Below are 25,143 nucleotides of genomic sequence, written 5' to 3' on the forward strand. Positions count from 1 at the left end.
CAAGCACCTCAAGGATGTCGCTGCCAGTACCGCGGTGGCGGCGCCGGACATGTTATGCATTGCTCCCCGAGCAGGGCCCGATTCAGCCAAGGCTCCGTCTTTTTTGAGCATCCTAGGGCCACACGCCCCTCAAAAAGCGCAAAAATGCATCTTTGACATCGCAAAATCGCCTCACCCCCCGAGAGTGAGGTAGTTCACCCCGTCCCCACCGTGACCGAGCCCTCCCTTTCACCCGACGCCCCCCCTCAGGACAGCCCCCTGCATGAGCAGGTCCGGCGCACCCTGGAGCGCCATGGTGTGCAAGCACGCCAGCAGGCCACCCTGGTGGCCGAGCTCTGTCGCATCTCTGTAAGCCAGGCCCGGCGCAAGCTGCAGGGCGCGGTGTGGCTCTTTGACGAGATCCAGACCCTGGCCCGCCACTGTGGCTGCACCCTGGATGAGCTGACCCAGCCCACCGGCGATGCCACCCACCCGAACGGCACGCTTCAGGCTGCCACGGCCTGCTTCGACAGCCAGCAATGGTCCTGCCAGATCGTGATCGGCCGCCTGCTCGCGCCCAGGGAGCAAGGGCGGGTCACGCTGCAGGCCGTGCGCGATGGCTCGAGCTGGCTGGCCGGACCGGGTGGCACGCTGGCGCGTCTGCGCCCGGATGCGCCGCGCTATGCCGTCGAGCGCCTGGTGATGACGGCGCACGATGCGCGCCCCACCGTGCGTGTGGCCGTCATTGACGACGATGCCCTGGCCGCCGAGAGCCTGTGCGATTGGTTTGATGCCGCCGAGATGCGGGCCACGGCCTTCACATCGGCCCCCGCCATCCTCAATGCCAACCCGATGCAGTTCGATGCCTTTGTGGTCGACTTCATCCTGGCCGGCGGGGTCAACTCCCGCGCCCTGATCGAACACATCCGCATGGTGCGCCCGCAGGCACCCATCGCCTTGCTGACCGGCCACCTGCGTGATGGCCGCGCGTCGGAAGACGAGCTGACCACCATGATGCGCTCCCACCAGGTCATGTTCTTTGAAAAGCCCGTGCGCCCCGCCGTCCTGGCGGCTGCGATCCAGAACAATATGGATCGCCAACACGGGATCCAGGATGACTAGTCAGCCGACACGCGCCATCCGCAAGCCGGCGCCGCTGGGGTCTCTGGGCCCCTTGTGGGTCGACCCCTCGCAGGTCCCCTTGCTGGTGTGGTTGTCGGCACTGGTGTCGGTGGCGACCTTTGTCATGTGGGGCTTCGAGATCCAGCACTCGGAGATGAGCGCCTGGAACCGCTTCGGCTCGCCGCTGGTCGGCGTGGTGCTGGTGGTCAACACGGTGATCCTGGCCTTGCGCTCCAGCTGGATCACTGCGGCCACCCTGAGCACGATGGTGACGTGCAGCGTCTTTCTGCTGGGCCTGCTGATCCAGAACCTGTACTTTCCGCTGGCCAGTCAGAGCTACCTGACCATGCTGATCGCGCAGTACAACCCGGTGTTCTACCTAGCAGCGTTTGCCATGTTCAAGAAGGGGGCGCCGCTGGTGTGCTGGGCCCACTATGGCGCCATGACGCTGATCGTGCTGAGCAGCTTGCTGTGGCCCACCGGGTCGGAGCCCATCGAGGTGTTCCAGGCCAAGATCATGCTGATCGTGATCCAGCCCAGCTACATCGTGGCCCTGAGCTTTCTGGTCCGGCTGCGCGACGAGGTCACGGCCAAGGAGCGCGCCGCCCAGCGCGACAAGGAAGAGCTGCTGGCCATGATGTCGCACGAGATCCGGGGGCCGCTGCAGACCATGCTGTCGTCGGTGGATCTGCTCTCGGCCAAGGTGAGCGACACGGCCTCACGTCGCGCACTGGAGCGCCTGAACATGGTCACCCAGCAGCTCGATCGACACCTGAAGGATCTGGTCGAGTTCACGCGCCTGGACAACCCGGAGCTGGCCATCGAATACCAGGCCTTTGACCTGGTGGCCCTGATCGACGCGGTGATCGAAGACAACGCCCATGCCTGCGCGGGTCGGGTGCTGAGCCTCCACGGCCCCGACTGGCAAGTCTGCTCGGCCGAGGAGCTGTCCCGGTGGCGCAGCGCCCTGGGTGACTCCCAGCGCGTGAGGCAGGTCGTGAACAACCTGGTGAGCAATGCGCTCAAGTACACGTCGCGCGGCACCGTCACAGTGAGACTCTCGACCCCCCTGGAGCAGCCTCAGTGGGTGCAGATCGATGTGAAGGACACCGGAGCGGGCATCCCCACCGATCAGTTGCCCCTGGTGTTCGAACCCTTTGTGCGCCTGAAATCACCCGATCTGCCCAAGGCCGAAGGCAGTGGCCTGGGTCTGGCCATCACCGCCCGCCTGATCAAACGCCTGGGTGGGCGCATCCAGGCCACCAGCGCCCTGGGCCACGGCAGTTGTTTCACCGTGGTGCTGCCCCTGCAGCGCTGAGCCTCGCATCAGGCCATGGCACACTCGCCCACATCCCCTCCTGTCCGAGCCTGAGCATGTCCACACACGATCTGCCCGATCCCCGCGCACCCTTTTGTCCCGCTCACCTGGGCACCCCCCTGAGCCCGTCGGCCACGCGGGTCATGCTGCTGGGTTCCGGCGAGCTGGGCAAGGAGGTGCTGATCGCCTTGCAGCGCCTGGGCGTCGAGACCATCGCGGTGGACCGCTATGACCAGGCCCCCGGCCAGCAGGTGGCCCACCATGCGCGCACCATCACCATGAGCGATGCGGCGCAGTTGCGCCAACTGATCGAGCTGGAGCGGCCTGTGCTGGTGGTGCCGGAGATCGAGGCCATTGCCACGGAAGAATTGCAGTCTCTGGAGGCGCAAGGGCTGGTGCGTGTGGTGCCGACCGCCCGCGCCGCTCGCCTGACCATGGACCGCGAAGGCATCCGCCGCCTGGCGGCCGAAACCCTGGGGCTGCCCACCAGCCCCTATGTCTTTGCCGATTCGCTGGCGCAGTTGCAGGCCGCCATCGACGATCAGATTGGCTACCCCTGCATCGTCAAGCCGGTGATGAGTTCATCCGGTAAGGGACAGAGCAAGATCGATGGCCCCGAGGATGTCGCCGCTGCCTGGGCGTTCGCCATGGCCGGTGGCCGCGTCAGCCACGGCCGCGTGATCGTGGAAGGCTTCATCGACTTCGATTACGAGATCACCCAGCTCACCGTGCGCGCCCTGGGCGCCGATGGCCAGATCGAGACCCATTTCTGCGAGCCCATCGGCCATGTGCAGGTGCAGGGCGACTATGTCGAGAGCTGGCAGCCCCACCGCATGGACCCCGTGGCCCTGCAGCGCGCACGGGACATCGCCAAGGCCGTGACCGACGATCTGGGCGGCCAGGGGCTGTTCGGCGTGGAACTCTTCGTCAAGGGCGAGCAGGTCTGGTTCAGCGAGGTGAGCCCCCGCCCGCACGACACGGGTCTGGTCACCCTGTGCACCCAGGTGCAAAGCGAGTTCGAGCTGCATGCCCGAGCCATCCTGGGCTTGCCGGTGGACACCCGTCTGCGCTCACCCGGGGCCTCGGCCGTGATCTACGGTGGGGTGGAGGCGCAAGGTGTGGTGTTCGAGGGCGTGGCCGACGCCCTGTCCGTGCCGCAGACGGACATCCGCCTGTTTGGCAAACCCGAGAGTTTCGAGCGCCGCCGCATGGGCGTGGCGCTGGCCTATGACGCGGATGTCGAGGTGGCCCGCACCCGGGCCAAGGATGCGGCCAGCCGGGTGAAGGTCAGGACGCGCTGATCAACTGCTTGTTGCGCTCGACCTCGTCGGCCATGGCGCGCAGCGCATGGACCAGGGGTTGATTCAGGGGGCCGGCGCGGGACATGAGCGCCGGGATGTCGAGCAATTCGATGTCGGCGTAATGCACGGCGATCACCTTCTGCTCGGCGAGGTTCTTGAGCGCGCGGTTGATGGTCTGGCGAGACACCCCCATCATGCGCGCCAGGTATTCCTGGGGCAGACGCAGGTGGCGCTTGAAGGACATCGGGTAGTTCATGCCGAAGTTGGTCGAGGCCATCAGCATGCGACGCGCCAGTTGCTGCTCCAGCGGCAGGCTGGCGCTGTCTTCGATCATCACGGCCAGCATGCGCATCTTCAGGCAGACCAGGCGGGCCAGCTCGCGCCAATACTGCGGGTGCTCGTTCAGCCACGGCTCCAGCAGGGAGCGCGAGACCACCAGCACCGAGCTGACGACATCGGCCACCGCATCCTGACTGCGCGGTAGATGATCGATCACGGCGATCTCGCCAAACCACTGGTAGGGCTCGACGTACATGCTCAGGACCTTCTTGGTGTCGCCCTCGGTATCGAAGGAGCCGAGCTTCAGGGCGCCGGAGAGCACACAACACAGCGCCTCGTCCTTTTCGCCTCGTGAAAAAAGTCGTTCTCCCGCTTTGAGACTGACCACACGCGATTTCTCGACGAGCACCTGCTGCAATGGCAGGCTGCACGAGGCGAACCACAGGTGTGAGCGCAGGGCCGGCAGCAGATGCTGAGAGGTGTTATCGATCATCTTGGTCATTAGCGCGACATCATTAAGCGGAGCATGGGCCGCCATCAATCCCCTCTATAGAGGGATCACTTGCTTTGTGAAAACGCGCGTAGCTTTAATACAATTGTCTGTAATAAGACATTCTTTTCCGTGATGCCGGTATAGCATCAAACGATCCACCATTACCGTGTAGTCCCACCATGAGCACCAAAGCCCCTGTTCACCCCGGTGAAATCCTCCGCACCCAGTTCATGGAGCGCTACAGCCTGTCGGCCAGTGCGCTGGCGATTCGCCTGCATGTGCCCGCTCCGCGCGTGAACGACATCGTGCGCGAACGCCGCGGCATCAGCCCGGATTCGGCCCTGCGCCTGGCGCGCTTCTTCCGCACCACCGCCCAGTACTGGATGGACCTGCAGACGGCCTATGACCTGGGCGTGGCCCAGGCCCAGGCTGGCGAGCAGATCGCCCGCGAGGTGCAACCCGCCCTGGTCGAGATCAAGGACGCGGCCATCGCGGCCTGATCCCGGCGCCGGAAGGCGTTCCAAGGCCCACACGGCTCACTGGAACGCCACTTCGGCAAAGCTGCGCAGCTTGCGGCTGTGCAGTTGCTCCGCACGGTTGCTGCGCAGGCGCTCGATGGCCCGCAGCCCGATGCGCAGATGCTGATCCACCCGCTCACGGTAGAACTGGTTGGCCATCCCGGGCAATTTGATCTCACCGTGCAGGGGCTTGTCGCTCACGCACAGCAAGGTGCCGTAGGGCACTCTGAACCGGAAGCCATTGGCCGCGATCGTCGCGCTTTCCATGTCCAGCGCCACCGCACGGCTCTGGCTGAAGCGTCGCTCGGGCTCGCGGTGCGGCATCAACTCCCAGTTGCGGTTGTCGGTCGAGGCCACCGTGCCCGTGCGCATGATGCGCTTGAGTTCATAGCCTTGCAGCTGGGTCACATCGGCCACCGCCCCTTCCAGCGCCAGCTGGATTTCCGCCAGCGGCGGAATGGGCACCCACAGGGGCAGGTCTTCGTCGAGCACGTGGTCCTCGCGCACATAGCCGTGGGCCAGCACGTAATCACCCAGTTGCTGCGAGTTGCGCAGGCCCGCGCAGTGGCCCAGCATGATCCAGGCCAGCGGGCGCAAGACGGCGATGTGGTCGGTGATGGTCTTGGCGTTCGAGGGCCCCACCCCGATGTTGACCATGGTGATGCCGCTGCGGTCGCGGCGGATCAGGTGATAGGCGGGCATCTGCGGCAGGCGTGCCAGGGCAGCACCGAGCTCGTCGCCCACTTCGGCGGGCAGACCGACACGGCGGGTCAGGACATTGCCCGGCTCCACGAAAGCGATGTAGTCATCGTCATCCCGGGGCTGCGCGGGATCGGGCGCGCGCTGCATCAGCTCTTGCGACAGTTGCACGAACTGATCGATGTAAAACTGGTAGTTCGTGAAGAGCACGAAGTTCTGGAAATGTTCGGGCGAGGTGCCGGTGTAATGACGCAGCCGGTGCAGTGAGTAGTCCACCCGAGGGGCCGTGAACAGGGACAGCGGGCGGGCCGCTCCGCCCACGGCGGTGTGGGTGCCGTTGGCGATGCCATCGTCCATCGAGGCCAGATCCGGCAGATCGAAGAGATCAGGCAGCAGGGCACGACGCTCGGGCGTGAGGTGCCCTTCGATGTGCTCGTTGTCGGCCAGCGAGAAGTGCAGTGGGATGGGCTCGGCGCTCAGGCCCACCTCCAGGTTCACGCCGTGGTTGACCAGCAGCAACTCGAACTGTTCGCGGTAGTAGTCGGCAAACAGATCCGGGCGTGTCAGGGTGGTTTCATAGATGCCCGGGCCCGCCACGAAACCGTAGGCCAGGCGGGAGTCGGCCCGCGCCACGGTGTCGGTGACCACACGCACAAAGGGGTATTTGGCTCGCACCGGTCCACTGAAGACCTCGCCATTGACGAAGCGCTTGAGCGCGTCTCGCAGATAGGCCACCTGGGCGTTGTAGAGGGCCAGGACCTGCTCACAGGCCGCCTGGGCGTTGTCAAACCGTTGGGAGGGGCTCTTGGGCGCCTCCGTGAAACCTGCATTCATCCAGAGCTTTCCCGATGCGAAGCGATGCTTCATTGTCCACCGCATCGCCGCTCAGGACTTCATGCCCATGCCCCGCCTCGTGATGCCTGTCGCAAGATGTGGTCAAACACCGACAGGCGGGCGAGCCGAGGGCAGGCTGGCCAGCATGCGCACCAGGTCCTGCTGCCGACCGGCCTCGGTCTTGTGGAGCACCGAGCGCACCTGCGAGCGCACGGTGGGCAGGGACACGCCCTGCTCCTGGGCATACACATCCACCGACTGGCCGCGTGTGAGCGCCTGGGCCAGGCGCGCCTCGGCCTGAGTGAGCCCGAACATCTGCATCAACTGGGTGGCCGTGACACAGCGCTGCGCATTGGGCACGTTCACCAGCACCAGTGCGCAGGCCCGTGGATACAAGGCCGTCAGGTGTTGATCACACCCGGCGGGCAAGCGCAGCACGGTCACGCCGCACCAGGGAGAAGCCGTGCTGTCTGCGCGTCGGAGCACCAATCCATCGGGCACGCCGGTCGCGATGACACGGGTCACGACGTCGTCCAGCGCCGCCGGCGCACCCACCGCCGGCCGCACCCGCAGGCCATGGGACACCAGCCAGCGCCCTTCACGCTGGAGCGCCCGGGCACGCTGATTGGCAAACAGGATCTCGCCCCGGGCGTCCAGTGCAAATACGCCCTGGTCCAGGGCATTGAGCCCGCCCTCGCCCAGCTCGGCCAGCACGCCCGCCCCTTCATGCTGGACCAGCAAGCGCGCCACCCGTTGCAGGTGCGGCACCAGAGATTGCGCACGTTCGACCTGGTCTGCCGAGAAGCTCTCGCGCCCGACCGCGTGATAGAACGTGGCATAGAAGTTGAAGCGCTCGTTGCGATACAGGTGGGCCACCATGGTGTGCCGACGCCCGCGTGGCAGGAGGAACTTCTGAAAGAACTCGTTGCGGCTCACGAAGCGATCATCGAAGTACTGCGCACAGGTCATGACCTGCCCCATCGGAGCGCCGCTCATCAAGGACCAGCGAGGATCCAGCTGCTTGTAGTGGTTCAGATACTCCGGATCCACCGCATCCATGCCGCCTTGTTCATTGACCACAGCCATGCGAGGCTCAACACAGGAACGGTCCCAGCCAATGAAGTAGGACGAATCCACGCCCAGCCAGGCCGTGACCTGCCGGATGGCCCCTCGCAGACGCACCGGATCCAGGACGGACTCATAGAGCTCGCCGATCAGATCGGAAAATTGCGTGACCTCTTGCCGAATTGCGGCCATGGCCCACCCCCTCATCCCTGTGACTGGTGACAAATGTGCTGGTTTGCGCTGAAATAGCAGGACCGCTGTCTCACGGTCCGTCAGCCGTCGCGAAGCCGGGACTCAAACGAGGACCGTTAATCTCAGCACGGCAACCATACTACAGTCGCAGGTCGAGCTTGTGTGCATCCGTGTCCCCGCCTCTTCATCTGTGTGAAGGGGCGGGGGAGCGTGACTCAGGGCTGCTGAGGATCGGCCATGAAGGCAATGCGATGCAGCCCCGCCGCCTGCAGCATCCCCAGCACCTCGGCCACACGCCCATAAGGCACGGCCCGATCCGCCTTGAGATGCACCTCGGTCTTGCCGCCCTTGAGCGGCTCCAGACGCGTGCGCAGTTCCTCGAAGGCCATGACCTCCTCGTTCCAGCGCAGCTCGCCAGACGCCGTCAGCGTGAGCTTGAGGGCCTGGGGGTTGGGATCCTGAGGTTGGGTGCCCTCGGTCTTGGGCAGGTCCAGCTTGAGGCTGGACGTCATCAAAGGCGCGGTGAGCATGAAGATCACCAGCAGCACGAGCATGACGTCGATGAGCGGCGTCATGTTGATCTCGCTCATGGGCGACGAGCCCTGGGTGCGCTCCAGACGTCCGAAGGCCATGTCGCTGATCTCCAGGGGGCGCTCAGGCGCTCGCCAGCAGGGTCTCGCGCAGGTCATGCGCGAACCCTTCCAGATCGGCCTCGCAGGCCGACACCAGCTTGCCGAAGATGTTGTAGGCCAGCACGGCAGGAATGGCCACGGCCAGGCCGGCTGCGGTCATGATCAGGGCCTCGCCCACCGGGCCGGCAACCTTGTCCAGGCTGACCGAGCCTTCGGTGCTGATGGCCATCATGGCGTGGTAAATGCCCCAGACGGTGCCAAACAGCCCGACAAAGGGGGACACGGCGCCCACCGAGGCCAGCAGCACCTGCCCGGCCTGCAGGCGGGCCAGCACCTCGTGCAGGCTGTCACGCAGACGTCGGGTGAGCTGAGCCTGGGGTTCGGCCCGAGCTTCGAGCGAACCCGCAACCACGGACTGGCGTGCAGCCTCGACCAGGGGCAGCAGCACGCGCTCGCGGTCCATCGCGGCCAGTTGCTGCTGAGCGGTGTCCACGTCCGTGGCACGCCAGAAGCTGGCCATGCCTTGCGCCAGATCCCGCCGTGCACGGCCCAGCACCAGGGCCTTCCAGACGATCACGACCCAGGCGGACACGGACATCAGCAGCAGCATGGCGGCCACTGCCAGGGACACCGCGTCGCCCTGCTCCCACAGGTGTTGCAAACCGTCCATTGGGGCGCCGTCTTACTTCAGGCCCAGCACGTCATCCATGCCGAAGAGCCCGTGGGGCTGATGCGCCAGGAAGCGCACGGCCCGCAAGCTGCCCTGGGCATAGGTGGCGCGGCTGGAGGATTTGTGGGTGATCTCGATGCGCTCGCCGATGCCGGCAAACAGCACGGTGTGGTCGCCCACGATGTCACCACCGCGCACCGTGGCAAAGCCGATGGTGCTGGGGTCACGCTCGCCGGTCACGCCTTCGCGGCCATAGACCGCGCAGTCCTGCAGGTCACGGCCCAGGGCCTCGGCCACCACTTCACCCATCTTCAGGGCGGTGCCGCTGGGGGCATCGACCTTGTGGCGGTGGTGGGCCTCGATGATCTCGATGTCATAGCCCGTGTTGAGGGCCTTGGCGGCCTGACGCAACAGGTTCAGCACCACATTGACACCCACGGCCATGTTGGGGGCCATGACGATGGCGATGTCGCGGGCGGCGTCTTCGATCTCGGCCTTCTGCTCGCTGGTGAACCCGGTGGTGCCAATGACCAGCTTGATGCCGTTCTCACGGCAATGGCGCAGGTGGGCCATGGTGCCTTCAGGACGGGTGAAGTCGATCAGGAACTGCGACTGGGCCAGGCCCTGCCCCAGATCGTCGGCGATCAGCACCCCGCTGCGCTGGCCCAGAAAGGCCACGGCATCAGAGCCCAGGGCCGGGCTGCCAGGGATGTCCAGTGCACCGGCCAGGGTGCAGTCAGGGGCGGCCAGCACGGCCTCGACGAGCATGCGGCCCATGCGGCCGCTGGCGCCGGCGATGCCCACGCGGTAGGAGGTGTCGTTCACGGTGGAGTTGGAGCTCATGGGTGGGTCAGCAAGACGGGAGACCGGCTCAGCGGCGGCCAGATTCAAGCGGGGGGTAGTCGCGGACGGCGCCTTGCGGCACCTTGGGCTTGTTGTCGACCTTGGGGGGCACCGGCAAGGCCGCAACCTGCGCTTCGGTCAGATCGGGCGGGGCCGCTTTGAGTTCTTGCGGGCGGGAGATCGAGGCCACGAACTCGCGCTCGGTGGGCAGGGTGTCGGACTCGAAACGCTCGACCACATTGTTCTTGAAGAACACGGTGACACGGCGCTGCTGAGGTGTGACGCCCTGGCGGGCGATGGTGAAGACGTAATCCCAGCGGTTGTCGTGGAAGACATCGGCCAGCAGGGGCGTGCCCAGGATGTCGCGCACCTGGGTGCGACCCAGACCTGGCTGGATCTGGGCCATGACTTCCTGCGTGACCACATTGCCCTGCACGACTTCCATGCGGTAGGGCTTGAGCAGACCGAACATGGTCTCGGGGCTGCTCAGGGTCGAATCGCGCAGCGAACTGCAGCCCGTCAGCCACAGCGGCAGCAGGCCGGCCACCAGCAGCAGGCCCAAGGAGGGCGTTGCACGGCGCGCAGCTCGTGAAGGGAGTGTGGTCAACAACACAGGACGGCGTCCTTTCAGACAAAAAATGGTGGCGAAGACCCCAGGCGGTGCACGTCCGCGGTCATCCCGATATCATCAGCCATTCTAGCGGGGCCTTGACACCCTGCTCGACCCGAGAAAGACCGCCATGAACCACGCCGACGAAATCAAGAACAGTGGCCTCAAGGCCACCCTGCCCCGCATCAAGATCCTGGATGTGTTCCAGCAGGCACAGCAGCGCCACATGACGGCCGAAGATGTCTACAAGGTCCTGCTGGCCGAGGGCTCGGACATCGGCCTGGCCACGGTCTACCGGGTGTTGATGCAGTTCGAGCAGGCCGGCATCCTCAGCCGCAACCATTTCGAAGCCGGCAAGGCCGTGTTCGAGCTCAACGAGGGCAAGCACCACGACCACCTGGTCTGTGTGGTGTGCGGCAAGGTCGAGGAGTTCTACGACCCGGAAATCGAGCGTCGTCAGGCGGCCATTGCCGAGGAGCGGGGCTACACCCTGCAGGACCACGCCTTGTCGCTGTACGTGGTGTGCAATCAGCCGGAGTGCCAGAAGGCCCACCACGGCCACGGCCGCTGAGGCAAGCCGCCAGCTCAGTCGAGCACACCGCGCTCCATGGCGCGCTGATGGCGGTCGATGAATTCCTTGTAGGTGTCGATGCCACGCAGTTGCAGCACGGTGTTGCGCACGGCAGCCTCGACCAGCACGGCCAGGTTGCGGCCGGCGTCCACGGCGATGACGACCTTGCGCACCTGCACACCCATGACCTCTTCGAACAGAGGCTCGTAGGGCAGGCGCTCGAACTCGCGCTCCATGGTTTCCTTGCGGACCAGGTGCACGATCAGCTTGAGGCGCATCTTGCGGCGCACCGCTGTTTCACCAAAGATGGCCTTGATGTCCAGCAGACCAATGCCGCGCACTTCCAGCAGATTGCGCAACAGCTCGGGGCAACGGCCTTCGATGGCACTGCGCGAGACACGGTAGAGATCCACGGCATCGTCGGCCACCAGGCCGTGGCCGCGCGAGATCAGCTCCAGCCCCAGTTCGCTCTTGCCCAGGCCGGACTCACCTGTCAGCAGCACGCCCAGGCCCAGGATGTCCATGAAGACGCCATGGCGGGTGATCCGCTCGGCGAAATGCTGGGTCAGGTAGCTGCGCAGCACGTCAATGACGTGACCGGCCGGCTCAGCCGTGACAAACAGGGGGATGCCGGCCCGGCCACACATGGCCACCAGGCGATCGGAGGGGGTCTGGTCGTCGGCCACCACCACCACGGGCGGCTCCAGCGTCACGATGCGCTGGATGCGACGCTCCTGGTCTTCGGCGTTGGAGCTGTCGAAGTAGGCCGATTCACGGCGGCCCACGATCTGCACCCGGTAGGGGTGGATGTAATTGAGGTAGCCCACCAGATCGGCGGCGGACTGGGCGGTCTGCACCGCCTCTTCGTCAAAACGGCGCTCGGGGTGGGCATGGCCTGCGATCCACTCCCAGCGCAAGGCCTGGCGATTGGCCTCGAACAGGACTTCGGCACTGATGATGGCGAGATCTTGGACGCTCACAGAAGGCTCGGTTTGACCTGTCGATGGAAGTGGGAGGGCATCAGGCCACCGACTTCAGCGGTTGCCAGCGCTCGATCATCTCATGCACCTTGACCGCGTCGGTTTCCGTCTTGAGGCGTTCACGCAACTCGCGGTCGGACAGCAATTCGGCGATCTCGGAGAGGATTTCCAGGTGACGCTGGGTGGCGGCTTCCGGCACCAGCAGGAAGATCAGCAGGTTGACGGGTTCGTCATCCGGGGCATCGAAGGGGATGGGCTGGCTCAGACGGATGACGGCTGCCAGCGGGTTCTTGAGGCCCTTGATGCGGCCATGAGGAATCGCCACGCCGTGGCCCAGCCCGGTCGAGCCCAGTCGCTCACGAGCGAACAGGTTGTCGGTGACGGTGGCGCGCGCGATGGAATGATGATTCTCGAACAGGAGACCAGCGTGTTCGAAGACGCGCTTCTTGCTGCTGGCATCCACATCCACCAGCACTTGGCCGACGGGCAGGATGGCGGAAAGTCTGTTCATCATGTAACAGAGGGGGCGACGGTGGAACACCTTGTCCCCCACTTCCTGGATGGCTGAGCGGCGGATTATAGGAACCCGTGACGTCCACAAACAGTGCCTGAACACCACCGGGTTGAGGGATTCTGCACCTTTTGCTGCACTGCAGCAAGCAGGAGGATCTGCAATTCCAGAAAAACGTGCACAAGACCACAACGCAAAACCAGTGTGCCTTGATGACAAAACACCAAGGCATGAAAAACGGCCCCTAAGGGCCGTTAACTTGGTGCCTCGCTGCGCGGGCGACCCTGCATCAGGTCACACCAAGCATAGGTCAGTACGTTCGTGCGACATCATCTTATGCATTGACATCCCAGTTGACATCTCCCTGACGCTTGAGCGATGAGTGATGGTGATCCTGAACGCGATCCTTGTGGCGGCAGACCTGGCGGTCGAGCCTGTCCATGAGTTGATCGATCGCGGCATAGAGGTCTTCGTGCGAGTTCTCCACAAAAATGTCCTTGCCCTTGACGTGCAAGTTGACTTCAGCCTTCTGACGACGATCCTTTTCCTTTTGCTTTTCAACGCTGAGCAGAACCGTCACGTCCACCACTTGGTCAAAGTGTCGGGTAACACGATCTAGCTTGGTGAGCACATACTCACGCAGAGCCGGGGTAACTTCCAGATGGTGGCCACTGATCGTCAGATTCATACCGCCTCCTTTCGAGGGCAGAGAGTTGAAACACCCGATGGACCGCTCGCTTGGCTCAAAGTTCCAAGTCATGGCGCCTTGGCGCTGGGCCTGCAAAACTGTCAACCGGAAGACCAGTTTGCCCCTCTTTCAGGTGGATGACAAGGGCATGACACGGGTGTTTTCATGGATCTATTTTTCGATCACTTGAGCTTCGTTAACAAAAGCCGATTTCTGCTTGAAACCGGCCCGAACAGCCCTCATCTTGGCGCTGGCGCGGTCACACTCATGGGGCCTGTGTGCACCCGCAGCCGACCGACCCACCACACCATGATCAGGGTTGTGGCCAAGGCCAGCCAGCCGCAGCGCTCGTAACCCAGCACCTGCCCGCTGGGCGAGCGCGACACCAGCACCCCGCCGATCCAGGCGGCCACACCCATGGTGGCCGATTGCAGGGCGCTGTTGACACTCATGAAGCCCCCCCTCAGCTCGGCCACGGAGGCCGCGGTAAGCAAGGCCATGCCCGGCACCATGCGCCCTGACACGAACACAAAGAAGCCCGTGGTCACCAGCAGCAACACCCCCATGGGCACGGGCCCCAGATGGGTCAGGGCCAGCATGGGCAGCACGGCGACCAAGGACAGCAGCCGGAACATGAGGACCTTGCCCCAGCGATCGGCCAGACGCCCCCACAGACGCGCGGTGAACAAGGTGGCCACACCCCCCGCCAGGTAGATCCAGGGTACCTGGTCCTGCCTCAGGCCGACATTGGTGGTGGTGAAGATGGTGATGTAGGGAATGATGGAAAAACTGCCCAGCACCATCAGGGACGACAGACCGAAGGCACGCCAGTGATTGGGTTCGGCCACCACGGCCCGCAGGCGCTGCCATGGCCCTTGACCAGCCTGCCCGGCCAGATGTCCCGACATGCCCGGCACCGTGCGCCAGACCGCCAGCCACAGCACGGCCGATACGGCGGCGATGCTGAAAAACGGCATGTGCCAGCCCCAGCGACTGGCCAGCCACAGCGACAGGGGCACGCCAGCCACCGTGGAAATGGAGAACGCGGACATCACCACGCCCATGGCCTGGCCGCGCCGCTCGAAGGGGATCACATCCCCCACGATGGTCTGCACCAGGGCGCCCAGCACCCCGCCAAACACGCCCGCGGCGATGCGCGCGGCCATCAGGGTGCCAAAGGTGGGGGCCAGACCACAGGCCAGCGTGGCCAGGGTGAAACCGGCGTAGAGCACCAGCAGCGCCCGAAGACGGTCAAAGCGATCGATCATCACCGAGGCGATCAACCCCGAGGCACCAGCTGCCAGGGAGTAGGCCGACACGAGCGTCCCGAACTGGGCATCGCTGAGATGGAACAGGGTGGTCAGTTGCGGCCCCAGGGGCATCATGACCATGAAGTCGACGATGTGGGTGAACTGGACAGCGGCCAGGGTCCACAGCAGCAATCGCTCCTGGCCCGGCGAAAGCGTGGTGGGGTGCATCCGACCAGTATGCCCGCATGCCTGAACCCATATGAGACCGCAGGCCATCCCTAGTTCAAGGTCTCGCCAAGACTGCAACGCTGTGCCTACATTGTGAAATGACCAGTCAACCTGCGGAGCCCTGGGCGGGAGCCCCCTATGAAGCGCCTATTCATCAGCTACCGAGGCACGGATGGCCGCAAGGTCGCTGATCGGCTGGCGCAGGCGCTGATCCAGCGCTTCGGCACCGAGCAGGTCGCTCACCACCCGCGTGAACCCTGGGACGCGCACTCCTGGCACGACGAACTCCTCCATGCGCTGGGGCGTCAGCCCATCGTGCTGGTGGTGCTCACGCCCGATCTGTTTGGGGCCCGATCGTCCAGCGGCCAGGTCTGCATGGAGGATCCCGACGATCCCGTGCGCCGGGAGCTTGAAAGCGCGCTGCTGACACGCGCCACCCTCATCCCCTTGCTGACCGATCAGGTGCTGATGCCCGATGCAGCCCATCTGCCCTTGAGCCTGCGCCCCTTCACCGAGTGCCAGCCCCTGCATCTGCACAGCTCGCACTGGAGCGAGGATCTGGAGCGGCTGTGCACCGAACTGCAATCCACCGGGCTCACGCGCCCCCTGGGCGGCGATCCACACCGCCACGCCAGCAGCCATGCCTGGCCCCTGGCCGGGCTGGTGCTGGCATCGTTCTCGCTGCTGGGCGTGCTGATGGTCCTGAGCCGGGACGTCACCCCTGGCGCCAGCCCCACGGCCGAGCAGGTCCTGGCGCAGCGCGACATGCCACTCGACCAGGCGCTGGCCCCCACGGCGGCAGGGCAGCCGAGCCTGAGCGGCGACTGGGTGGCCACCCTGGGCGACGGCAGCAAGCTGCCCTTCACCGTCACGCAGAAGGGCCCGCGTGTCTCGATGTCAACGCCGCGCCTGCTGATTGCCACCGACCCGCTGGCACAGCGCATCGCGGCATGGGCACTGCCCCGGCCCGATGAGCAGATCACGGACCTGCGCCTGCATGCGGAAGGCACCCTCAACGGATCGGCCATGGAGCTGTTCCTGACCCTGGAGACCGGCGATGGCCGCTTCGTGATCGACAAAGGGGATCTGGAATTGCTGATCAGCGAAGATCAGCAAGGCATGAGTGGCGGCCTGCACTTCAGCAAGAGCAGCCCCACCGCCATCGCCCTGCAACGCCCTTGAATGTTCTTCTCTCACCTTTGACACACTCCCATGACCTCTTCCTTGCGCATTGATGACAAACACCGACTGGTCGGCGACCAGGTCACCTTCCGGGCCACGCCCAACCATGGTGGGGTGCTCAAGCCGCGGTACCTGGTGATGCACTACACGGCGGGCCGCTCGGCCGCCAGCTCGGTCGAATCCCTGTGCACGCAAAAGCCTTCGGGCAATGCCTCGGCGCACGTCGTGCTGGGGCGCGATGGCAGCATCGTGCAACTGGCCCCTTTCAATGTCGTGACCTGGCACGCGGGCGTGAGCCAGTGGAATGGTCTGATCGGCCTGAACAACCACTCCATCGGCATCGAGATGGACAACGCCGGGCAACTCAAGAAGGTGGGCAGCCAGTACCAGGCCTGGTTCGGCAAGGTCTACCCCGATGACGAGGTGCTGCTGGCCGAGCACAAGCATGGCGGTGGCATCCAGCCCTGGCACACCTACACCGAGGTCCAGATCGAGCGGGCGCTGGAGTTGGCCGAGTTGCTGGTGGCACGCTATGGCCTGGAGGACGTGCTGGGTCACGAGGACATCGCCCGTGGTCGCAAGGCCGACCCAGGCCCGGCCTTCCCCCTGGCCAGCGTGCAGAGCCGCGCCCTGGGCCGCACGCAGGATGAGCCGGCGCACTTCGTGGTCACGGCCACCTCGCTGAACATCCGATCGGCCCCCGATGCGGCGGCCACGCCGGTCGCCGCGCCCTTGAAGAAGGGGACCGAGCTGATCCTGCTGGAGCCCCTGGACCGTTGGAGCCGCGTCGAGGTGATCGGCAAGACGGACCTGGAGGGCTGGGTCAGCAACAGCTACATCCAGGAGATCCAGCCCGCGTCTCAGCGCTCGACCCCGGCGGCCAAGAAGGCAGCCGCACGCCGCCGCTGAGGCCCCGTGGCGGGCGTGGCCTTCACGCCCGCGCCGCGCACCTCGAAATGCACGGCGTCCACCACCTGGGGCCCTCGGCGCAGTTCCAGCTGGTGCCGTCCGGGCCAGGGCAGCCAGGCATGGCGCTCGGCCTGTGACAGGCGTCGGCCGTCCAACCACCAGCTCAGGCCACGCGCCTGCTCCGACCGGGTGAACAGCACACGCTGCACCTGCGGCGGCATGTCCGGATCGATCGCATAGATGGCCCCATCCTGAGGGTTGAGGATGGCGCGCCCCGGCGGGGTCGCCTGCACCTGCCACAGTGCCTGCTGGGTGCCTGCGATGAACCACTCCTGTCGGGCTGGCTCCGGCGTCGGCCACCCCTGGAACGCGATGGCCTGGGCCACCAGGCCTGCGGGCGCTGCCGGCGCGCGCGAGGGCTGCGCCCGGTGCAGCTCACTGACCAGACGGGACCACACCGGCGCGGCGCCCGACACCCCGCTGACCTCGTGCATGGGCTCGCCGCTGGCGTTGCCCACCCAGACGCCCACGGTGAAACGATCGGTGAAACCCACGCACCAGTTGTCGCGCATGTCCTTGCTGGTGCCGGTCTTGACGGCGGCAAAGCCCCTGGTGGCCAGCACGCTGTCCAGGCCAAAGGTCGATGCGCGTGCATTGTTGTCGGCCAGGATGTCGGTGACCAGAAAGGCCGCTTCGGGCCTCAAGACCTGACGGAACACGGGGCGCGTGTCCGGACCGCTGCGGCTCAGCCGGACCGGTGACCACCCGCCGCCACGCGCCAGGGTGCGATAGGCATTGCTCAGATCGCGCAGGGTGACCTCGGCACCGCCCAGCGCCAGCCCCGGCCCGTAGAAGCTGCCGGGCTCTCGCAGGCCCAGACCCAGGGCGTTGAAGCGCTGGGCGACGGCCTCCGGCCCCAGCAAGGCGCCCACCCGCACGGCCGGGATGTTGAGGCTGCTGCCCAGGGCCTGACGCACGCTGACCCAGCCCTTGAAGCGATGGTCGTAGTTCTGGGGGCGGTACACCCCCGATGCGGTGGGCAGTTGCACCGGCGAATCGTCCAGCAGGCTGGCGGGTGTCAGCACACGGCGCTCGAAGGCCAGCTCGTACACGAAGGGCTTGAGGGTCGAGCCCGCCTGGCGGCGCGCCAGCACGCCATCGACCTCGGGGGCCGAGGCCAACGCACCGGCCGAGCCGACCCAGGCCAGCACCTCGCCACTGGCGTTGTCGAGCACGATCACAGCACCGTCTTCGACCTGGCGCTCGTGCAGCTCGACCAGTTGCTGGCGCAACACGGCCGTGGCCAGGCGCTGCACGCGGGCATCGAGCGTGGTGGGCCACTGGGCCGGCCAGGCGCGTGTGCGCCCCCAGCCCGCGCGGCGTGCCTCATCGATCACCTGCCGGGCGGCGTGCGGCGCCAGTTGCTCACCCAGGGGCATGCCACCGCGACGCTGCAGTGCCGACTCGGTGAGCAGGCGCAGACCATCGCAGGCGGAGGCGGCGCCTTGCATCGTCTGCCACACCTGGCAGGCCCGCTGCGCCACCTGGGCCGCAGACGCATTGGGGCCCCGCACCAGCGCGGCGGTGATGGCCGACTCACGCAGGTCCAGCGCCGAGGGGTGCTTGCCGAACAGGGTCTGAGACAGGGCGTTGATGCCCACCAGTTCCCCTCGCAGCGGGACCAGGTTGAGGTAGGCCTCCAGGATGTCGCTCTTGCGCCAGCGGGCGTCGATCTGGCGCGCGCTCCAGGCCTGCCCGATCTTGCCCACAACGCTGCGCCCACCCGCAGGTCGGGCATGATCGGCGTCCAGCAGGCCGGCCAGTTGCATGGTCACGGTGGAGGCACCCCGGGTGCGCTCGTTCCAGAGATTGCCCCAGGCGCTGGCGGCCACGCCGCGCCAGTCGACACCGCTGTGGGCCCAGAAGCGCCGGTCCTCGGACAGCACGATGGCCATGCGCAAGGACGCCGACATGTTCTGCAAGGGCACCCAGGGCAGGCGGCGCGCGTGCTCGTCGACCCGCACGGTCTGCATGGGCAGGCCTTGGCGGTCCAGCAGGACCAGATCGCTGGGACGGTGCGCACGACGCACCTCATCAAAGGTGGGCAGATTCGCGCGCACCGGCCAGGCACACGCCCACAGGGCGCCCGCCACGAACACGGCACGCCATGGCCTCAAGGCTGCACCTCCACGGGCTGGTTGGGCAACTCACCAAAGGTCTCGGGGGCATACATGGCCTCGATGCGCGTGGGTGGCAACTGGAATCGCCCGGGGTTGTTGAGGCGCACCGTGTACTCAACCACATGCCGCCCCTTGGGCAGCCAGGCGAAGTAACCCCGCCAAGCCTCGAAGCTGCGCTCGATGTAGACCGGCCAGAAGCCCTCGGACCGCTCACCCGACGTGGCCAGTTGGGAGTCGCGGCCCAAGCCGCTGCCCAGCACGGTGGCGCCAGCCGGGATGGGATCGCTCAGTGCGACCCAGGTCATGTCGGACTGGGCATCGATGCTCAGGCGCACGCGCAACACCGTGCCACGCGGCAGGGCACCGGCCGGCAGGTCCTTGAGCGCGTTGCCATCGAGCACCTTGAGCTCGCGCTGAACGCGGTAGCCGGCCGACAGGGGCGCCTTCAAGGGCACGGCCGCCAGGGTCTGCACGGTCAGCCAGGGTTTGCCGGAGCCTTGTTGCTGCACTTGCAGGGGCAGGGTGGTCCCCACGGGCCTGGCGGGCCAGGGCATCAGGCCCACACTGCCTTGCGGCGCCCCACTCCAGGCATGACGCAGGGCGGACGTGGCCAGGCTGGACTGCGTGACGCCGGCCACCGGCGTGCTTTCAAAACGCTGCGAGAAGCGGTCGAGCGCGAGCGAGCCCCACAGATTGGCGGTCGTGGTCATCCAGGCGCCCTGCCGCTGACGCCCCAGCGAGCCCACCACCAGGCGGGGCAGCTCGTCCTTCCAAGCGGGGCGGTCCATCACCGCCAGGATGAGTTTGGCGGCATTGGCGTCGGCGTTGTCCATCAGCCACCACCAGAAGTCATCGGCCTCGGTCGAGAACTTCAAGGTCGTGCCTGCGTAGGTCAGGCGGGCGCGCAGCACCTGCTCGGCCTCCTGCAGGCGCGCGTCGCGCTGCGGCACGGTGTTCAGGCGCTGCAGGATGTTGAACCAGTCGATCACCGCCGCGGTGGGCCAGGTCTGAGGGGCCAGGATCAGAGGCTCCAGCATGCGGGCGTCGGCGCGACCGTAGCGGCTGAGGGCCTCGATGGCGGCGAGTTTGCGCACCGTGAGGTCCAGCGTCTGCGGGCGGCCCGGGGGGCTCCAGCTGTCACGCATGACGCGCCCCTGCACGAAGTCACTCAGGCCCGCCAGCATGGTGTCGCGTGCAGCGCCGGGCAGCTCGAAGCCCGCCTCGTGTGTCGCGGCCAGCACATAGGCCGTGAGCCGGTCACTGCCTTGCGGCGCCGACCCACCGGAGGGCGGGAAGTAGCTGGCCAGGCCATCGCTGTCCAGATAGCTGGGCAAGGCGCGCGCTACCTGCTCCCACATGGCCGCATCTTTCAGCCCGACGGCCTTGGAGGTCTTCTGCTCCAGGCACACGAAGGGATAGGTCTCGAAATAACGGCGGATGCCGGGCAAGGCCCCGGTCAGGCGGGGCTGCAGGCCCACCTGCACGCCGCCACGCGGGCGCACGCCCTCGGCAGAGGCCTGGGTGAGAGCGCCCGCCGGCGCGGCCACGGGCACCGTGACCGTGCCCTCGACCTGCCGCAAGGTGGCGGCCCAGACGCGAACCGGCACGGCGCTCTGCACGCGCTGCGACAGCGTGAGTCGATCCACACCCTGCACCCCGGCCGTGGCCCCCACCTGGAGGGCCGAAGCCTGCCACTGCAGGGCCGTGATCTGCGCGGGCACCGTGACGGACCAGCGGATCTCGCGGGCACCACCCGCAGGCACCTGCACACGCTGCGGTGGCAGGGTCAGGGCCTGATCGGGCAGGCCTTCGCCCCGGCCGAGGCCTTTCAGATCGGCCTGCACCGTCATGGGCTGGGCCGTGGTGTTGCGCAAGGTGAAGATGGCCTGGAACTGGTCGCCTTCGCGCACCAGGGGTGGCAGGCCCGACAGCATTTGCAGGTCCTGCGTGACCTGGATGCTGGCATGGCCGGTGCCGAAGGTGTCGATGCCCTGGCGCGATGGCAGCCCCTGGGCCACGGCCACCAGGCGGAAGCTGGTGAGCGAGTCATTGAGCGGCACCTGGATGAGCGCTTCACCCCGCGCATCGAGCGTGACGGCCCCCTGCCACAGCAGCAGGGTCTCGAACAGCTCGCGCGAGGCGCTGTGGCCACCACCGCCCCCCGGGGCCACGGCCTTGCGTCCGTAATGGCGCCGCCCCACGATCTCGTTTTGCGCTGTGCCCGTTTCAACGGCCCAGGCGCGCTCGCGCAGCATGGCATCCAGCAGTTGCCAGGAGTCGTTGTCGGCCAGGGACAGCAGCGCTTCATCGACGGCAGCAAAGGCGATTTCACCCGACACCGGTCGGCCCTGGTGAGTCACGCGCACCTTGGCACGCACCGTCTGGCGGATGCCATAGCGGGCCTTGTCGGGGATCACCTCGACACGCAGCTCATGCTGCGCACGACCGATCTGCAGTTGCGCCACGCCCAGCTTGAACGCGGGCTTGGAGAGGTCCACCATGGCGGTGGGCATCTGGAAGTCGCGACCTTCGCCGCGGAAGGCTTTCCACCATTGCAGCGGTGTGCGCCAGCCCCAGGTGAAGAAGGAATACCAGGGCACCTCATGCACGCGCCCGCGCACCGCCATCACGCTGACGAAGACATTGGGGGCCCAACTGCGGGTGGTGGGAATGGGCAATTCGATGGTGGGATCCTCGCCTTCCAGCGTCATGACCCGGGTGTCGATGATGCCCTCGCGCTCGACCGACACCAGCACCGTGGCCTCACGAAAGGGCATGCGCACCTGCAGGCGCGCGACCTCGCCGGGCTCGTAACTCTTTTTCTCGGGCAGCACGTCCATGCGGTCGTCATCGTCCTGCGAGAACCACAGCTCGCCCTGGCGCGTGATCCACACGGTGGTGGCCGCCTCGCTGACACGGCCCTTGGCATCGGCGGCCTGCGCGATCAGCTCGACTTCACCCGCCTGATCGATCTCGGCCTCGCACAGCAGCAGGCCGCGGGCGTCGGTCTGGCCACTGCAGACCTGGCCGAGGTCTTTCACCTCGGTGCGGTTGTCGTAGCTGTAGAGCCCGCCGACGATGCGCTTGCGCGCACTGATCTCCTGACTCAGCCGCGCCTGCACCTTGACCTTCTGGCCCGCGCGCGGCTTGCCCTGCGTGTCCAGCACCAGCGCCTGGAACTTGACCGTGCCACGGTTGCTGGCCCAACTGCCCGCCTTGAGGCCCACCACGACCTCCGCTGGCCACAGCGGCACCTCGGTGCCCACGGTCTGCACCTCGCCATTGGGGTCATTGAAACTGAGCTCGGCACGCACACTCATGGCGCGCCGGGTGGGCGGCAGACGGGGAATGAGCACCCGTGCCGCGCCGTCCTTGTCCGTGATCAGGGGCAGGCGATCGGCCAGCAAGCGATCGCCCGAATCCTCCGCGCCCTCGCCTTCGTCCCCCTCCATGGCAGGCTGCGCGCGGGTCTGGCGCGACGGCTGGAAATTGAACTCGGGGTAAGGCGCGAACTGCAGCCAGCGCTCGCGCAGGACCGCACTGACACGGCCTGGCGCCTGGGCCATGGCGCCGCCGGAGAGGAAGCTCAGTTGCGCCTGCAAGGGCAGCTCGGTCGGCGCGATCTGCGCCGCACCCGGCCCGCTGAGGCGCGCCTGGATCAGGGGCAGACGGAACTCCTCCACGCGGAAACGTCCGCTGGTGGTGCTGCGTTCACCCCGTGAACCCTGGCTGATCAGTTGGATGTCGTACACCCCCAGCTTGGCCTCGCGCGGGATGGCCCAACTGGACAGGGCCGAACCGCCGGCACGCCACTGCAGCGGCAGGACGACTTCGTCGCCACTGCCCTGGTGCACCAGCTTGAGCTGGCTGGGCCAGCGGTCTTTGGGCAGGGGGGCCAGGCCTTGCCGCGTCTCCAGGCGCATGAAGTGCTTCATGGACACGGTCTCACCGGCGCGCAGCAAAGCGCGGTCGGTCACCGTGTGCAGCCGCACGCCGGTCAGATCACCGTCATAGCGTGGTGAATCCGTGGGCACATGGAAGCGCCAGGGCTCCACCCCTTTTTGCCAGCTCGAAAAGGCGAACGCAACGTCCTGCTGGCCCTTGTAAGGCCCTTGCGCGATGCGTTGACGCGCCGTCACGAAGAGACCGTGGTCCACGGGGCAATCGTAGCCTCCGGCATCCAGTGGCTGATCGATGCGCGCCAGGCCCTGGGCATCGGTGCGCCCCTGCCACAGCAAGGTGCCATGGCAGTCATGCACCCGCAGATCGACCGCGGCCACCGGTCGGGCCTTGTCCAGCGAGGTCACCCACACGGCACTGCTGTCGCGACCATGCTTGATGTGCACGCCGAGGTTGGTGACGAGCACCCCCGTGCGCACATACATGGGTGCAGGACGCGCCAGCAGAGCGGCACCCAGACGGGGCGATTCGATCTCGACCACATGGTAGCCCGGGCCCTGCAGGGGCAGGCCGATGACTTCAAAAGGCCGTGGATCGTCCTTGTCTGGGGCAGGCACGCTCAGGCGGCGGGCCGCTTTGTCATCCTTGAGCAGGGACAGCTCACGCGAGCCGATGCGGCGTTCGACCTCGTAGCGGTGCGTCTTGCCGCGCTCATCGGTCTCAACCCGCCACTCATGCCACTCGGCCCGGGGCCGACCCAGCTCCTCAGCGCTGAAGCTGGTTTCGTGGTGGCGGCGCACACGGGCCATCCAGTTCAGGATATCGGCATCACCTTGCAGGACCTTGGTGCGCGCGGCCAGGGCCTCTGCCTGGCCGGTGCGAACGCCCTGCACCCGCAGGTCGCGCTCGACATGACGGACCGTGAGGGGTAGCACAGGCGGCTGCCCGGGCTCGGCCTGCAACTCGATCACGCCAAACGGCGCGGTGGCGAACTTGGCCAGCGGGGGGGTGCCCCCCGTGCGCACCGCCAGCGGGAAGGTGCCGGCATTGGCCGGGCTGCGGCCACTGGCATCCTTGAGTTGCCGGGGCAGAACAACACGCAGCGCTGCGTTGTCCGGCAAAGGCGGCTTGAAGCTCAAGGCATCCACTTCCTCGCGTCGATCGTCCTTGTCAAACTGGGGCTTGAGCTCGGGGCCCTGGGCGGGCACGATGCGCACCTGCTCGGCCAGTGCACGGGGCACGGGCGAGGAGAAATTCACCGTCAGGGGGCGGATGGGCAGACACGGGCCCTGGGCACGCTCACGCTCGCAACTGAACTCGACCAGGAAGGCCCGCCGGACCTCGAAATCAAAACGCTGCGCCTGCTCGGTGAGCAGTGTCGGCAAGGCCTGTGCGGCAATGCCCTCGCCCCAGACCAGGCTGGCGGACCTGCCGGCGGGCAGAGGCCGTTGACAGGTCAGCAAAAGCAGGTTCGCATCGGGAGCACGCACGCCCTGCGCCTGGATGACGGCCTTGCGCTCGGCCCCCGTGACCACCCGCACGGGCAGGCGCTCGCCCACACCCTCGACCTGGCAATAGGCCTGGCGCGTCACCGTGTCCAGCAGGGCAGGACCGCTGAGCTGCAGCAGCCAGTGCTGCTGTTCTTCGATCTCGCCCTCTTCAGGCCACAGGCGGACCACGGCCGGCCCGCCGGTCTGGAATGTGGCCTGAGGCGCACGCGTCAGCGCCCCGGCGGCAGTGAGGCGTGGCGCCCAGCCCGCACGAGGCCGAATGGTGCAACGCACGCCAGGGCTCAGATCGGATTCGAAATCGTAGGCCCAGACGCGGTCATTGAGCCAGCGCCCCTGCCCTCGGGGCACCTCGCCCTGGCAGTTGACACTGTAGGGATCATCCTGGCGTGGGTCTCCCAGGGGCACCACGGCCTGATCGAACTGCACCACGACCTGGCGGGCCTGACCCACCGCACCTTGCGGACTGATGGCCCGCACGCCTGCAGCAGAGGCCCCGGAGGCGGCCATCAGGCACAGGCCGGCCCAGACCAGGGCACGCCATGGCGCCACACGCTTGTTCATGGTGGAATCCCCTTGAGGACACGTCAGGCAGACGTGCCTGTTTCTCTATGACACTGACGGTCAGTGTAGAGGAGGCGGGGGGCGAATCAGCACCTCCAAAAGGAGGGATGAAAAGGA

Annotated in this window: 20 protein-coding genes; 7 read left to right on the plus strand and 13 right to left on the minus strand. The window is 66.5% G+C overall.

The genetic code is table 11. The features are described 5' to 3' along the window. Positions 1-210 precede the first annotated feature (210 nt). From VFW84_RS07190 to purT, 3 genes are read left to right on the plus strand one after another with little or no spacing between them, the layout of a single operon-like run. Complete coding sequence (locus VFW84_RS07190) at positions 211-1,101, plus strand: helix-turn-helix domain-containing protein (protein WP_329679765.1); 891 nt, start codon at positions 211-213, stop codon at positions 1,099-1,101. Beyond that, entirely contained in the window at positions 1,094-2,419 is a 1,326-nt protein-coding gene (locus VFW84_RS07195; RefSeq protein WP_329679766.1) for a HAMP domain-containing sensor histidine kinase, read from the plus strand. The genes VFW84_RS07190 and VFW84_RS07195 overlap by 8 nt, the downstream gene beginning before the upstream one ends. Before the next feature lie 56 nt (positions 2,420-2,475). Next, positions 2,476-3,720 carry a formate-dependent phosphoribosylglycinamide formyltransferase gene (gene purT / locus VFW84_RS07200; protein ID WP_329679767.1) on the plus strand — a complete coding sequence of 415 codons (1,245 nt, stop codon included), beginning with the start codon at positions 2,476-2,478 and terminating at the stop codon, positions 3,718-3,720. Here the strand turns inward: purT and VFW84_RS07205 are convergent. Further along, on the minus strand, positions 3,707-4,492 hold the full coding sequence (locus tag VFW84_RS07205) for a Crp/Fnr family transcriptional regulator (protein WP_329679768.1): 786 nt from the start codon (positions 4,490-4,492) through the stop codon (positions 3,707-3,709). The two genes, purT and VFW84_RS07205, sit on opposite strands and share 14 nt — an antisense overlap. Positions 4,493-4,671: 179 nt before the next feature. Here VFW84_RS07205 and VFW84_RS07210 point away from each other — a divergent pair, with 179 nt between their 5' ends. Then, the gene (locus tag VFW84_RS07210; RefSeq protein WP_329679769.1) at positions 4,672-4,992 is read left to right on the plus strand and encodes a HigA family addiction module antitoxin; all 321 of its coding nucleotides are present in this window, start codon (positions 4,672-4,674) and stop codon (positions 4,990-4,992) included. A 36-nt stretch (positions 4,993-5,028) separates the two neighbouring features. On the opposite strand, the gene VFW84_RS07215 is transcribed toward VFW84_RS07210, so the two are convergent. The 6 genes from VFW84_RS07215 to VFW84_RS07240 form a co-directional block, all read right to left on the minus strand. Continuing rightward, complete coding sequence (locus tag VFW84_RS07215) at positions 5,029-6,543, minus strand: AMP nucleosidase (RefSeq protein ID WP_329679770.1); 1,515 nt, start codon at positions 6,541-6,543, stop codon at positions 5,029-5,031. Between the two features lie 102 nt (positions 6,544-6,645). Next, positions 6,646-7,800 (minus strand): hypothetical protein, encoded by a 1,155-nt coding sequence (locus VFW84_RS07220; protein ID WP_329679771.1) that lies wholly within the window; start codon positions 7,798-7,800, stop codon positions 6,646-6,648. Positions 7,801-8,015: 215 nt separating this feature from the next. Next, the gene (locus tag VFW84_RS07225; protein ID WP_329679772.1) at positions 8,016-8,432 is read right to left on the minus strand and encodes a biopolymer transporter ExbD; all 417 of its coding nucleotides are present in this window, start codon (positions 8,430-8,432) and stop codon (positions 8,016-8,018) included. 22 nt (positions 8,433-8,454) lie between these two features. Further along, positions 8,455-9,102, minus strand: a complete 648-nt coding sequence (locus tag VFW84_RS07230; RefSeq protein WP_329679773.1) for a MotA/TolQ/ExbB proton channel family protein — start codon at positions 9,100-9,102, stop codon at positions 8,455-8,457. A gap of 12 nt (positions 9,103-9,114) precedes the next feature. Further along, positions 9,115-9,945 (minus strand): 4-hydroxy-tetrahydrodipicolinate reductase, encoded by an 831-nt coding sequence (gene dapB / locus VFW84_RS07235; RefSeq protein ID WP_329679774.1) that lies wholly within the window; start codon positions 9,943-9,945, stop codon positions 9,115-9,117. Between the two features lie 28 nt (positions 9,946-9,973). Beyond that, positions 9,974-10,558 (minus strand): outer membrane protein assembly factor BamE, encoded by a 585-nt coding sequence (locus tag VFW84_RS07240; protein ID WP_414638923.1) that lies wholly within the window; start codon positions 10,556-10,558, stop codon positions 9,974-9,976. Between the two features lie 127 nt (positions 10,559-10,685). Between VFW84_RS07240 and fur the strand changes: the two genes are divergently transcribed. Beyond that, a complete protein-coding gene (gene fur / locus VFW84_RS07245; protein ID WP_329679776.1) occupies positions 10,686-11,126 on the plus strand; it encodes a ferric iron uptake transcriptional regulator in 441 nt (146 codons plus the stop codon). Between the two features lie 14 nt (positions 11,127-11,140). Here the strand turns inward: fur and hprK are convergent, their stop codons facing one another. From hprK to VFW84_RS07265, 4 genes are all read right to left on the minus strand, one after another. Beyond that, positions 11,141-12,085 carry an HPr(Ser) kinase/phosphatase gene (gene hprK, locus VFW84_RS07250; RefSeq protein ID WP_329679821.1) on the minus strand — a complete coding sequence of 315 codons (945 nt, stop codon included), beginning with the start codon at positions 12,083-12,085 and terminating at the stop codon, positions 11,141-11,143. 61 nt (positions 12,086-12,146) lie between these two features. Next, the gene (locus tag VFW84_RS07255) at positions 12,147-12,617 is read right to left on the minus strand and encodes a PTS sugar transporter subunit IIA (RefSeq protein ID WP_329679822.1); all 471 of its coding nucleotides are present in this window, start codon (positions 12,615-12,617) and stop codon (positions 12,147-12,149) included. Between the two features lie 334 nt (positions 12,618-12,951). Further along, positions 12,952-13,305, minus strand: a complete 354-nt coding sequence (gene hpf / locus VFW84_RS07260) for a ribosome hibernation-promoting factor, HPF/YfiA family (RefSeq protein WP_329679777.1) — start codon at positions 13,303-13,305, stop codon at positions 12,952-12,954. 239 nt (positions 13,306-13,544) lie between these two features. Further along, complete coding sequence (locus tag VFW84_RS07265) at positions 13,545-14,783, minus strand: MFS transporter (RefSeq protein ID WP_329679778.1); 1,239 nt, start codon at positions 14,781-14,783, stop codon at positions 13,545-13,547. A gap of 138 nt (positions 14,784-14,921) precedes the next feature. Here VFW84_RS07265 and VFW84_RS07270 point away from each other — a divergent pair, with 138 nt between their 5' ends. Continuing rightward, the gene (locus VFW84_RS07270) at positions 14,922-15,965 is read left to right on the plus strand and encodes a toll/interleukin-1 receptor domain-containing protein (protein WP_329679779.1); all 1,044 of its coding nucleotides are present in this window, start codon (positions 14,922-14,924) and stop codon (positions 15,963-15,965) included. A gap of 30 nt (positions 15,966-15,995) precedes the next feature. Continuing rightward, positions 15,996-16,874 carry an N-acetylmuramoyl-L-alanine amidase gene (locus VFW84_RS07275; protein ID WP_329679780.1) on the plus strand — a complete coding sequence of 293 codons (879 nt, stop codon included), beginning with the start codon at positions 15,996-15,998 and terminating at the stop codon, positions 16,872-16,874. Here the strand turns inward: VFW84_RS07275 and pbpC are convergent. Together pbpC and VFW84_RS07285 are read right to left on the minus strand one after the other, a co-directional pair. Then, complete coding sequence (gene pbpC / locus VFW84_RS07280; protein WP_329679781.1) at positions 16,826-19,051, minus strand: penicillin-binding protein 1C; 2,226 nt, start codon at positions 19,049-19,051, stop codon at positions 16,826-16,828. The two genes, VFW84_RS07275 and pbpC, sit on opposite strands and share 49 nt — an antisense overlap. Continuing rightward, on the minus strand, positions 19,048-25,026 hold the full coding sequence (locus VFW84_RS07285) for an alpha-2-macroglobulin family protein (protein WP_329679782.1): 5,979 nt from the start codon (positions 25,024-25,026) through the stop codon (positions 19,048-19,050). The genes pbpC and VFW84_RS07285 overlap by 4 nt, the downstream gene beginning before the upstream one ends. Positions 25,027-25,143: the final 117 nt, after the last annotated feature.

It is taken from the genome of Aquabacterium sp. (assembly GCF_036279655.1).
GTDB lineage: Bacteria > Pseudomonadota > Gammaproteobacteria > Burkholderiales > Burkholderiaceae_C > Aquabacterium.